The organism is Micromonospora sp. NPDC049171 (assembly GCF_040648275.1).
Taxonomy (GTDB): Bacteria; Actinomycetota; Actinomycetes; order Mycobacteriales; family Micromonosporaceae; genus Micromonospora.
Map to the genome: position 1 here is coordinate 212,915 of NZ_JBEZDJ010000003.1, position 12,402 is coordinate 225,316.

7 protein-coding genes are annotated in these 12,402 nt (G+C 72.5%); 1 reads left to right on the plus strand and 6 read right to left on the minus strand.

Annotated features, from left to right (window positions below):
* Positions 1-20: 20 nt before the first annotated feature.
* Genes AB0B14_RS05470 through AB0B14_RS05495 form a run of 6 tightly spaced genes read right to left on the minus strand, consistent with a single transcriptional unit; the run spans position 21 to position 10,792 of the window.
* A complete protein-coding gene (locus AB0B14_RS05470; protein ID WP_357064890.1) occupies positions 21-212 on the minus strand; it encodes a ferredoxin in 192 nt (63 codons plus the stop codon).
* On the minus strand, positions 209-1,441 hold the full coding sequence (locus AB0B14_RS05475; RefSeq protein ID WP_357064888.1) for a cytochrome P450: 1,233 nt from the start codon (positions 1,439-1,441) through the stop codon (positions 209-211). Before AB0B14_RS05475 ends, AB0B14_RS05470 begins: the two co-directional genes overlap by 4 nt.
* Before the next feature lie 28 nt (positions 1,442-1,469).
* The gene (locus AB0B14_RS05480; RefSeq protein WP_357064887.1) at positions 1,470-3,011 is read right to left on the minus strand and encodes a long-chain-fatty-acid--CoA ligase; all 1,542 of its coding nucleotides are present in this window, start codon (positions 3,009-3,011) and stop codon (positions 1,470-1,472) included.
* The gene (locus tag AB0B14_RS05485; RefSeq protein WP_357521477.1) at positions 3,008-9,322 is read right to left on the minus strand and encodes a type I polyketide synthase; all 6,315 of its coding nucleotides are present in this window, start codon (positions 9,320-9,322) and stop codon (positions 3,008-3,010) included. The genes AB0B14_RS05480 and AB0B14_RS05485 overlap by 4 nt, the downstream gene beginning before the upstream one ends.
* 38 nt (positions 9,323-9,360) lie before the next feature.
* Positions 9,361-9,882: an FcoT family thioesterase gene (locus AB0B14_RS05490; protein WP_357521479.1), complete on the minus strand. Its 522-nt coding sequence runs from the start codon at positions 9,880-9,882 to the stop codon at positions 9,361-9,363.
* A gap of 22 nt (positions 9,883-9,904) precedes the next feature.
* Positions 9,905-10,792 (minus strand): TauD/TfdA family dioxygenase, encoded by an 888-nt coding sequence (locus tag AB0B14_RS05495; protein WP_357521481.1) that lies wholly within the window; start codon positions 10,790-10,792, stop codon positions 9,905-9,907.
* Between the two features lie 336 nt (positions 10,793-11,128).
* Here AB0B14_RS05495 and AB0B14_RS05500 point away from each other — a divergent pair, with 336 nt between their 5' ends.
* A complete protein-coding gene (locus AB0B14_RS05500) occupies positions 11,129-12,043 on the plus strand; it encodes an NADP-dependent oxidoreductase (protein WP_357521483.1) in 915 nt (304 codons plus the stop codon).
* The last annotated feature ends 359 nt before the right edge of the window (positions 12,044-12,402 follow it).

Consider the following 12,402-nt stretch of genomic DNA (forward strand, 5'->3'; position numbering starts at 1 on the left):
GGGCGGGACGGACGGGGCGGCTACTCGATGGTGATCACCTGGGCCGGGCAGCCCAGCACCGCCTCCTCCACCGCCTCGTGCTGATCGGCCGGTGGTTCGGCCTGCAGCACCCGGACCACGCCGTCCTCGTCGCCCTGGTCGAACACCTCCGGTGCGGTGAACGCGCACACGCCCGATGCCACGCACCGGTCGGCGTCCACCCTGATCCTCATGCCGACGCCCCAGCCGTCGCGGGCCGGATGGCGGTCCAGTCCACCGGCACCTCGGCCGGCCCGAACACCGGCGTTCCGGTCTTGAACGGCACGTCCGCCAGCGGCGTCGCCAGGCGCAGCGACGGCACGCGGCGCAGCAGCGTCTCCAGGACGACGGTGAGTTCGAGTCGCGCGGTCTGCTGCCCGAAGCACTGGTGGGTGCCGTAGCCGAAGCCCATGTGCGGGTTGGGCCGCCGGCCGACGTCCAGCCGATCGGGGTCGGCGAACGCCTCGGGATCGCGGTCGGCCACCTGGATGGCGGCGACGACGTAGTCCCCCGCGGCGACCGGATGGCCGCCGATCTCGGTGTCGCGGGTCGCCTGGCGCACGATCCCCGGCGCGCCGCCGAAGAAGCGCACCAACTCCTCCACCGCGCCGGGCACCAGGGTGGGATCGGCCCGCAGCCGCTCGAACTCCGCCGGGTGCGCCAGCAGGGCGAGCACGCCGTGGGACATGACGGTGGCGGTGGTGTCGAACCCGACGGCCAGCATGGTGGCGGCGATCGCCACCAGTTCCGGGTCGCTGAAGGGTCGGTCGCCGGCGGCGCTGCGCGTGATCATGCGGCTGAGGGCGTCGTCGCCGGGGTGCGCGCGCCGCTGCACGATCATCTTGTAGAGGTACGCGTGCAGGGGCTGGACCGCGGCGGCGAGGTCCTCCTTGCTGGTGCCGGTGAACACCGCCGTGGCGGCGTTCTGGAAGAGCTCGCGATCGCCGGGCGGCACCCCGACGAGGTCGCCGATGGTGGCCGCGGTGACGGGCAGGGCGAAACCGGTGTAGAAGTCGGCCGGCGGGCCGGCGGCGGCCATGGCGTCGAGTCGGTCGTCGACGATCTGCTGCACGATCGGACGCAACGCCGCCATCCGCTTGGGCGTGGCGAGTTCGGGGGCCATGTGCTGGCGGAAGCGTTGGTACTCCGGGCCGTCCAGCCGGGTGAACTCGCCCACCCCGATCGGCCGGTCCGGGTCGGCGTGCGCCATCAGGTGGATGGCCTGGCCGGCCCGGCTGCTGAAGCGGTCCGCGTCGCCGAGGACGTCGCGGACGTCCGCGTACCGGGTGACCAGCCAGGCGGTCAGCCCGGTCGGGCATCTCACCCGGGTCACCGGCGCCTCGGCGCGCAGCCGCGCCGTCTCCGGCGCCGGGCCGAACGGACACTCCTGCAACCGGGGTGTCGGCAGGGGCGCAAGGTCCATGGGGTTTCTCCGTCTCCGGTGCGTCTGGTCAGGAAAGGTCACGCAGCTGGCGGCGCAGGACCTTGCCACTGGCGTTGCGGGGCAGGGCGGCGACGAAGGCGTACTCGGTGGGAGCCTTGTAGTCGGCCAGCCGGTCCTTCAGGAAGGTCCGCAGCTCGCGGGGGGACGGCTGGTGGTCCGGCCGGGGCACCACGAACGCCTTGACCGCCTCGCCGCGGACCTGATCGGGCACCCCCACCACGGCGACCTCGGCCACCGCCGGATGCCGGCCGAGGGCCTTCTCCACCTCGGCCGGGTACACGTTCTCCCCGGCCACCAGGACGACGTCCTTGATCCGGTCCCGGATGTAGAGGTAGCCGTCCTCGTCGAGGTAACCCGCGTCGCCGGTGTGCAACCACCCGCCGGCGAGGGCGCTCTCGGTGTCGCGGGGACGCCGCCAGTAGCCGTCCATGACGGCGGGGGTGTCGAGGTAGACCTCACCGACCTGCCCGGCGGGCAGCGGGTGGCCCGCGCGGTCCACGATCTGCACGGCCACCCCGGGGTACGGGCGGCCGGCCGCGGTGAGGCGGGAACTGCCCGGCACGTGGTCGGACGGCGGCAGGCAGACCGCCGACGCGCAGGTTTCGGTGAGCCCGTAGATCTGGGCGAACTGGCAGCCCATCACGTCCAGGCAGCGCCGCAGCAACTCCTCGGGGATGGGGCTGCCGCCGTAGACGACCTTGCGCAGGCCGACGAAGGCGTCCCGTCCGGCACCCGGCTCGTCCAGCAGGATCCGCAGCATGGACGGCACCATCATGGTGTTGGTGATGCCGCCGTCGCGGATCAGGGCGAGGGTCCGCGCGCCCTCGAAGCCCTGCCCGATCACGCTTGTGGCGCCGGCCCGGAAACCCTGCAGGAACCACCACGGCGGGCCGATGTGGTGGCCCGGCAGGACGTGCAGGATGCGGTCGTCCGCGCGCAGTTCCAGCCAGTCGAGCCGGTGCCGGGCGAGCAGGTCGTTGACCGCCCAGAAGCTGCCCTCGCCGAGCACCACCCCCTTGGGCGCGCCGGTGGTTCCGCTCGTGTACATCTGCATCAGCGGGCGGCCGGGACCGGCGGTGGCCGCGGGGATCGAGGCGCCGGGCCGGCTGCGGGCCGGGAGACCCAGATCGAGCACGGTACGCAGGCCCGGCAGTGCCGCCCGCAGCCGTTCCACCCCGGGCCGCCGTTCGGGTTCGGTGACCAGGAGCGCGACCTCGGCGTCGCGCAGCACGTGCTCCACCTCCACCGGGGTGAGCCGCGGGTCGACCGGCACCAGCACCGCGCCGATCTTGGCGCAGGCCAGGAGAAGTTCGTGGTAGTGCTCGGTGTCCCTGGCGAGGTACCCGACCCGGGCTCCGGGGGTGATGCCGTCGGCGAGCAGCGTCTGCGCGGTGTCGTCGCTGCGCTCGTGCAGTTCGCGGAAGGTCAGCTGCCGCCCGCCGCACTCGACGGCGATCCGGTCCGGCCGGACCTCGGCGTGGTGCGCCGCGGTGGCGGCGATGGTGGCGAACCGCGGGGTGGAACCGGCGGACGGCCCGGCGTGGCTCATCGGGTCTCCTCGTCCGTGCCCGCGTGGACGGTGGCGAGCTGCCCGTCGATGAACTCGGCGAGCTGGGCGACCGACGGATGGTCGAAGACACTCGCGGTGGACAGCGGCATCCGGAAGCACGTCTCCAATGCGTTCTTCAACTCGACGGCGGCCAGCGAGTCCAGGCCGATCTCGAAGAAGCGGGCGTCCGGCGGCACGTCGTCGGGGCCGTCGTAGTGCAGCTGGGTGGCGATCAGACCGCGTACCGTCCCGGAGACCGCCTCGCGCCGGTCACCGTCCGGGAGCGCCAGCAGCGCCCGCAGGTCGACGGTGGCGGTCGGCGCGGACGGGCCCCGGCCGACCTCGTGGTAGAGGCTGTTGGGCTGCGGGCGGGTCGACGCGCACCGGTCCCAGTCGACCTCGGCGATCGTCACCTGAGCGGGTGGCCGGCTCAGCAGGCGCAACAGCGCACGCACCCCCACGGCCGGCCGGAAGAAGCCGAACCCCTGGCGCTCGATGTTCGTGACGTACTGCCGGTCCATGCCCGCCGCCAGGCCGATCTCGCCCCAGGCTCCCCAGTTGACCGAGGTGCCGGGCAGCCCGGCGGCGTGCCGCCGGCGCATGAGATCGTCCAGGAACGCGTTGCCCGCGGCGTAGTTCGCCTGGCCGGCGGTGCCGAGGATCGAGGTCGCCGACGAGTAGCCGATGAAGAACCGCAGCTCGGGATGGTCGAGGGCGGCCCGGTGCAGCAGCAGGCTGCCGTACACCTTGGCGTGGAAGACGGTGTCGATGCTCTGCCAGGTCTGCGCGGCCACCGGCGCGTCGGCCAGCACGCCCGCCGCGTGCACGATGCCGCCCAGCGGCTGCGGTCGCGACGCCAGCTCGGCGAAGACGCGCCGGACGTCCGCGGCGGTGCCGACGTCGCCGGCGCAGGTGATCAGCTCGGTGTCCGGGCCCAGCCTGGCCCGCAGGGCGGCCAGGTCGTCGGCGGGCGGGATGCTCCGGCCCAGCAGGGCGATGTGGCGGGCGCCGTGCGCGACGAGGCGTTCCGCGACAAGCCGACCCAGCGCACCGAACCCGCCGGTGACCAGGTACGTACGGTCCGGGCCGATCTCGACCGGTCGCCCGGCCGGCGACGGCTCGTCGTCGAAGCCGATGACCAGTTTGCCGATGTTGGCGCCCCGGCTGAGCACCCCGAACGCCTCCTCGACCTCGTCGAGGCTGTAGACGGTGGTGGGCAGGGCGCCGAGGTCCCCGGCGGACACCAGCTCCATGACCGGGCCGAGCACCGTCCGGGCGAGTTCCTGGTTGTCCGCCGTGCCGGCCGCGCCGAAGTCGAAGGTGCGGTAGGTGACGTCGGGCCGGGCGTGGCTGATCTCGGCGGGCGTCCACGCGCCGATCTTGCCGAGTTCGACGAACCGGCCGTCGCGCCCCAGGGACCGCAGGCTCGCCTCGACGTAGTCGCCGCCGAGGCTGTGCAGGACGACGTCGACGCCCTCGCCGTTGGTGGCGGCCAGGATCTCGTCGGCGAAGGCGCGCGTGCGGGAGTTCATCAGGTGCCGCACACCCTGGGCGCGCAGGACCGGCCACTTGTGCGGGCTGGCGGTGGCGAAGACCTCCGCCCCGGCCCGTTGGGCGATGCGGACCGCGGCCTGGCCGACACCGCCGGCCGCGGCGTGCACCAGGACCCGGTCACCGGGCCGGATCCCCGCCAGCCGGTGCAGCGCGTGGTGGGCGGTGAGGTAGGCCACCGGCAGGGCCGCGGCCTCGGCGAAACTCAGCCGGGCGGGCTTGTGGGCGGCCAGCACCGATTCGGTCGTCACCATCCGCCGCAGAGCCCCGATGTGGGCGCCGACCACGGCGTCACCCACCCGGAACGGGGCGAGGGGGCCGGCCGCGGTCACCACGCCCGCGTATTCCAGTCCCAGCGGCAGCTCCGGCGGTGCGAGCCCGGCCTCCTCGGCGACCTGTCGGTGCAGGCCCAGCACGTTGAGGACGTCCTTGACGTTCAGGCCGGCCGCGTGGACCCGTACCTGGATCTCACTGCCCCGGGGGGCCGGCGGCTCGGCGAGCGGCACCGCGGCGATGCCACTGAACTGGCCGTACTCCCTGACGACCAGTTCGCGGTCGGTGCGGGGGCCGCCGGTGCCGGCGTACACCCGGCGCACGTGGCGCAGTCCGCCGCGGTAGGCCACCTGATACTCGGCGGAGTCCCTGGCGGCCCACTCGTCCAGCAGCGCGGCGGCGTTGCGGCCGGCGTCGTCCGAGGTGGACGGTGGCAGGTCGACGAGAGTGACCCGGTAGGCGGGGTACTCGGTCCACATGGTGTGGCCGAAGCCCCACAGCGTGGCGGCGGCAGCCGGCTCCGCCGCGACCGCGCGCTCGGCGCCCGGCACCCACTGGCCGTTCTCGGTGACCAGCCACAGCCGCTGGTCCGGACCGAAGCCGCCACCGGCCAGCGCGTCGCGCAGGGCGAGCAGGTCGCGGTAGTTGCGCTCGCACTCGGCGGGCAACTCCTCGCCGGGCTCCGGCGGCCGCCAGAACCAGCAGACGTGGGTGGGTCGCTCCGGCAGCAACCTCGCCGCGTCGGCCGCCGAGTCCGCGACGAGGAGTGTCACGTCGCGCTCCCGCGCCGGATCGGCCAGCGCCGCGAGGCTGGCCGGCGACGGCCCGACGAGCAGCACCCGGCACGGCTCCGCACCGGTGACCCGCAGCGAGCGCTTGATCCACCGCACCTCGGAGAGCATCCGGTCCCGGTCCGGGGCGGCGTTGGCCACCCGCCGCAGCGTCAGGCCGGCCAGCACGAAGACGGCCCGGTCGCCGTCCAGCACGAGCAGGTCCGCGGTGGGCGGCTCCGGCTGCTCCCACCGGTCCGTGCCGTCGGCGGGCGCGTTGATCCGCAGTACGCTGCGCAGCGTCTCACCGCGCGGCTTGCGCAGCAGCCGCCAGCCGTCGAAACCGACGGGCATGGCGACCGTGTCGCTGTCGTCGGCGAACATCGCGATGGTCTGGAAGGCACAGTCCAGGACGGCCGGCGGCAGGTGCTCGCCCAGGGCCGGTTCCGCCCCGCGTAGCGCACCGACGGCGAGACCGGCGCCGTGCCGGGAGGCCCCGGTCAATCCCTGGAACGCACCGCCGTACGTCACGCCGAGCTCGGTGAAGTCGGCGTAGAGGTCGTCGGCCGACCGCCGGGCGGTGGGCTCGCCCGCCGCGTCCGCCAGGCCCCGCAACTCGCGTTCCGTGCCGGCGAGCCGGGCCGTGGCTTCGTCCGCACCGGAGGCCCGGACGGTGGCGGTGACGTGGCGGCGCTCGATCGGCTCGCCCGCCGGATCGTCGTCCCGCGCCACGCTGGTGATCTCCACCTCCGCGACGCCGTCCGGGCCGTGCCGCAGCCGGGTTCGGAGCTCGACGGCGCCCTCCTCGGGTACAAGGAGGGCCTCGTGGATCGTCAGGCCGGTGACCGGTAGCCCGGTCTCACCGAACACCGCGTCCTGCAGCGCCAGCAGCATCTCGACGTAGCCGGCGCCGGGGAAGACGATCCGGCCCATCACCTGGTGGCCGGCCAGGTAGGCAGGTCGGCGGGCGTCTATTCGCGCGGCGTACGCCCGTACCCCGGTGGCGCGCTGCTCCTCGGTGGTGACGTCCCGGCCGAGCAGTGGGTGTGTGCCGGACCCGCCACGCGCCGGGCTGGCGTCGATCGCCGCCGGTAGCCAGTGCCGTCGCCGGTCGAAGGCGTACGTGGGCAGGGTGACCCGGCGCCCGGGACGGCCACTGTGGTAGCCGGACCAGGAGACCGGGACGCCGGCCACGTACAGCTGGGCGAGGGCCTGGCGGGCCACCGTGCCGTCGGTGTCCTCCGGGTGCAGGGTGTTCAGCCACTGGTGCTCGCCGGGCAGTTCGAGGCACTGCTTGCCCAGGCCGATGAGCTCGGTGGCCGGACCGACCTCCAGGAAGACGTGGCTGCCACGGGCGGCGACGGCCCGTACCCCGTCGGCGAAGCGCACCGGCTCCCGCAGGTGGCGTCCCCAGTAGCCCGGGGTGGACAGCTCGGCGGGGTCGGCGACCTCGCCGGTGAGATTGGAGATGAGGGTGAACTCCGGGCGGTGGAACGTGAGGCCCGCGACGATGTCGGTGAGCTCCTCGGCGGCTGCCGCCATCAGCGGTGAGTGGGAGGCGCAGGACACCGCGATCCGCCGGTGCTTGATCTCGCGTTCGGCCAGCCGCTCCTCGACGGCAGCCAGGGACTCCCGGCCGCCGGAGAGGACGAGCTGCCGGGCGCCGTTGACCGCGGCCACCGACACGTCGTCGTGACCGGCCAACAGGGGGGTGACGTCCGGCAGCGGCGCCTCGACCGCGGTCATCGCCCCCGGCGGCGAGTCGTCCATGAGCCGGGCCCGGTGCGCCATCAGGGTGACGGCGTCATCGAGGGTGAACAGCCCGGCGGTGGTGGCCGCGACGATCTCGCCGATGCTGTGGCCGGCCAGCACGGAGGGACGTACCCCCCACGACAGCCACAACTGCGCCACCGCGTACTCCAGCATGAACAGGGCGGGCTGCATGTAGCGGATGCGGTGGATCAGCTCGGCGTCGTCGGCACGGCCGAGCAGCATGTCCCGGACCGATCGCCCGAGGTGCGGGGTGAACAGCCGGTCGCAGGCGTCGAGGTGTTCGCGGAACGTGTCGTGGCGCTCGTAGAGGGGCCGGCCCATGCCGACGTACTGGGAGCCGCCGCCGGAGAACAGGAACGCCACCTTCGGCGGGCCGCTCGTCCGCTCCGGTCGCCCGGACCGGGTCACGGCACGGTCGAGCAGCCGGGCCACGTCGTCGTGGTCCCGGACCACCCCGGCGGTCCGCAGGTCGAAGTGGGCCCGGCCGGTGGTGGCCGTGTGACACAGGTCCGCGACGTCGAGGTCCGGCCGGTCCCGCAGCATCCGCTGGTAGCGCCGGATCTGTCCGCGCAGCGCGGGCTCGCTCTTCGCGGAGAGGGCGAAGATGTGCTCCTCCCCGGGCCGGGGCTCCGGCCCTGGACCGGCACCGGGCGCCTCTTCCAGGACGACGGAGGCGATGATGCCGGTCAGGCCGAAGGAACTGACGAGCGCCCGCCGGGGCTCGGCCGTCCAGGGGCTGCCCTTGGTGGGCACGGTTACCGGAATGGTGTCCCAGGGAATGCGGGTGGACGGCGTCTCCAGGTTCAGGTGCGGATAGATCTCGCCGTCGCGCATCTGCAGGACCGTCTTGATGAGACCACCGACGCCCGCGGCCGACTCCATGTGCCCGATGTTCGTCTTGACCGAACCCACCACCAGCGGATCTTGTACGGTGTGGCCGGCTCCGAAGACGGCGTTGAGCGCGCCCATCTCGATCGGGTCGCCCAGCGGGGTGCCCGTGCCGTGCGCCTCGACGTAGGAGACGTCGCCCGGCTGAAGGTCGGCCACCGCGAGCGCGGCGCGGATCAGCCGTTCCTGGGCGGTGCCGTTCGGGACCATGAACGAACTGCTCTCGCCGTCCTGCCCGACGGCTGAGCCCCGGACCACGGCGTACACCCGGTCGCCGGCACGCCGGGCGTCGGAGAGCCGTTTGAGCACGACGACGCCACAGCCCTCACTGCGGCAGTAGCCGTCGGCCGCGTCGTCGAAGGTCTTGCACCGGCCGTCGGGGGCCAGCATGTTGCCGTGGCTGGCGAGGATGTGGGCGCGCGGGCTGTGGATGGTGTTCACGCCGCCGCACAGCGCCAGGTCGGTCTCGCCGGCCCGCAGCGCCTGCGCGGCCAGGTGCACCGTCACCAGGGACGCGGAACAGGCGGTGTCGACGGTCATGCAGGGCCCGCGCAGGCCGAGGAAGTACGACAGCCGGCCGGACAGCGCGCTGAAGGTCGCCCCGGTGGCCATGTAGGTGTTCAGTTCCGCGTACGAGTAGGCGGCCATCTCACCGGCGTAGTCCGGGTTGCTGACGGCCAGGTAGACGGCACTGTTGCCGTGGCGCAGGCGGGACGGGTCGATGGCGGCGTCCTCGAGCGCCTCCCAGGCCACCTCCAGGGCGAGCCGCTGCTGCGGGTCGACGAAGTCCGCCTCCTTGGGCGAGACGTTGAAGAACTTGGCGTCGAAGTGGTCGACGTCGTCGAGAAATCCGCCCTGCGCGCAGCGGATGGTGCCCTTGGCGTCCGGGTCGTCGGAGGTCAGCCCCTCGGGGTCCCACCGGTCGGTGGGCAGGGGCCGGATGCCCGACCGCCCAGCCCGCAGGAACGCGGCGAATTCGTCGGGAGTGGTGTTACCGCCCGGAAATCGCAGGCCGATACCGACGATGGCGATCGGCTCGCCGTACGGTGTGGACATCACTCCCCCTCGGTGGTGAAGGCTTGCCGGATCGACTGCTAGGCCTTCAGCGCGAGGAGCACCTTGCCGTGGCAGGCGGCCCGCTCGGTCTCGCCGAAGCGGCACACGGTCTGCAGGAAGAGCAGGGGGCCGTTGCCCCAGTCCCGCTGAAAGACGTCGACGACGTCGAGTTCGCCCCAGAAGCCGCTCCCCCGTCCGCGCATGTGCTCGCGGAAGGAGCTGTGGAAGTCGACGATGAACATGTCGGGCAGTTGCCGCTCCCAGAAGTCGTCGACGGTCCAGTCGGCGAAGGCACGGATCACCCGCTCCTTGATGGACTTCGCGAGGACGAAATAGATCATCTGGTTGAAGCAGATGTTGAACTCGACAGCGTTGAAATGACCGGTGTCGTCGATGTAGCAGGACTCCGGGATGTGCAACCGGCCGTGCACGCTGGCCTGCCCGCCCTCGTCGGCGGGGTCGCCCTTGACCGAAACCGTGGCGGAGGTCAGATAGCGGCAGTGCGGCTTGTAGACCCGAAGCACCCGTTCCAGCAGGACATCGTCGCCACCCAGCTCCATCGTCATCTCCCTCGCGACCCGGTTACTGCCCGATGCCGGGATAGAAGTCGTACTCGTCGTGCACCGTCACCCGGAACGAGACGGTCGGCTCCGGCTGCGGGGTGTGCAGGGCACGGTGCACCAGGCTGCGGTTGTCCCAGATGAGCAGGTCGCCCGGGTCGAACGTCTGCAGGTGGATGCCGGGATGCGTGAAGGTCGTGTCGGCCTGCCCGACGGCCGCGAACAGCTCGGGGAGCAGGCTGTCGCGCAGCGGCTGACCGCCGGCGTCCAGCATCTGGTGGCTGACCGCCTCGCTGATGTAGAGGACGTCGTTGCCGGTGACCGGGTGCGGGAACACGGTGGGATGGGTGACCGCCGGGGTCTTCTCCTCGATCTCCGCGAGCACCTCGGAGATCGGCCGGTAGACGTCGGACGGCCGGACCTTGAAGTACCGCCGCACGCTGTTCACCACGCGCGTGCCCGCGATCTCGGCGCGCAGCCCGGCGGGCAGTCGCGCGTACGCCTTCTCCATGTCGATGAAGAGGGTGCCGCGCCGGCCCTGCGGAATGACCTGCGGGTAGATCAGGGTGAGGCCGAACGGGCGTGGCATGAACGAATAGTCATGGTGCCAGAAGTTGCCGGTCTTGGGGACGCCGACCTGCTTGCCCTCCGCCTTGACGTTGGAGGAGACGAAGATCTCGGGGTATTCGGGGTGGTGGTACATCGGCTCGTAGTAGGTTTCCACCGCCCCGAGCCGCCGGCCGAACGCGATGAAGTCGGCGGGCGAGAGCTCCTGGTTCCGCAGGACCACTATTTTGTGGGTGTAAACCGATTGTTTAAGATCCGCGATGACGTCGTCCGGCGCGTCGAGGACGCGCAGGTCCGGGACGGCGACGCCGATATTCGTGTTTCCGGCGGAAAGCGTGGTCACCAGCTCCTCCTCGACGGCGAGAGTCAGGCCTCAGGTCAGGGTAGGAACGCGCGATCGGGGCGGACAGAGCCCGCCGCCGAGGCCGGGGGTGAACCTGGGGTCGGCGGCGCTTCTCTGGGGCTGATGCTGGGGTCGACGGAGCCAACCGGGGTCCCCCTTCAGGTTCTGGATGATCGCGTGCTGGACCGCGAGGACGGCGGGGCGAGCACGACGACCAGCCGTGAGCCGGTCGTCCCGTGGACCTCTTGACCTCAAGCGCGCTTGAACGTGCAGGCTGGGCCCTGACGTTCCCCGGCCTGGTGGGCCGGCGCTGGAGTGCCACCCGAGAGGAGATCCATGAGGGCAGCGGCGTTCCATACCTTCGGTGGTCCGGAGGTGCTGCAGGTTGTCGAGGTGCCCACGCCCGTGGCCGGGCCGGGAGAGGTTCGGGTCCGGGTCGAGGCCGCGGGCGTGCAGGCCTACGACTCGGCGGTACGGTCCGGCTGGACACCGCCGGGTCAGACGCTGCGGTTTCCGCAGATCGTCGGCAACGACTTCGCCGGTGTCGTCGACCAGACCGGCAACGGCGTCACAGACTTCCGAACAGGCGACGAGGTGCTCGGTTGGGCCCTGCTCGCCAGCTGCGCCGAGTACGTCGTCGTCCCCGCCGGGCAGGTCGTGGCCAAGCCGGCCGGGATGTCCTGGCCGCAGGCGGGCGCACTGTCGGCGTCGGCGCAGACCGCGCACACCGCGCTGGAGGAGCTGACGGTCAGCGCCGGCGACACCCTGCTGATCCAGGGCGCCTCCGGCGGCGTCGGAACCGTCGCGGTGCAGCTGGCCCTGGCCGTGGGCGCGAAAGTGATCGGCACGGCCAGCCCGGCGAACCAGGCCTACCTGCGCTCGCTGGGCGCCACACCGACCAGCTACGGCGACGGACTGACCGACAGCCTGCGAGCCTTGGCACCGGGCGGTGTCGACGTCGCCCTGGACGCCGCGGGCGGCGCGGCCCTGGACGCCTGCCTCGAACTGGTCGCCGATCGGGGCCGGATCGGCACACTCGTGGACTTCGCCCGGGCGGACAAGCTCGGCGTACGCCCCCTGCGCAGCCAGCGCTCGGCCCAGCGGCTACAGGCGATCACCGACCTGTACCGCGCAGGCCGGCTGACGCTGACCGTGTCGGAGACCTTCCCGCTGGACCGGATCGCCGACGCGCACCGCCGGATCGACACCGGCCACGCCCGCGGCAAGACCGCCGTCCTACTCCGGGGGTGAGTGGCGACCCGCGCCGCACCCGGCAGGAGTGCGCGGACCCAAGATCGACTCGGTTTCAGCGAACTCGCGGTGTCCCAGCGGCTCGGACACCACGGTTTCACCAAAACCGAGTCGATCATCACCGCCTCCCCACAGTCGGGAGGCTGACCGGCCACCCACGCCCGGCTGAGGCCGACCAACGTCGCCGGTCGCGTCACCCGGCCGGCGCCGGCTTCGCACGGGCGACATCGGCGATGAGGTACGCGCCAACGGCCGGCACCGGACCTCGGCGGGCGTGACACTGTCCGCGTCGACCATGGCGCATGCTGCGCCACGCAGGTCACCCAGTTGCAGGTACGCCCGCGCGTGACCTCGCTCCG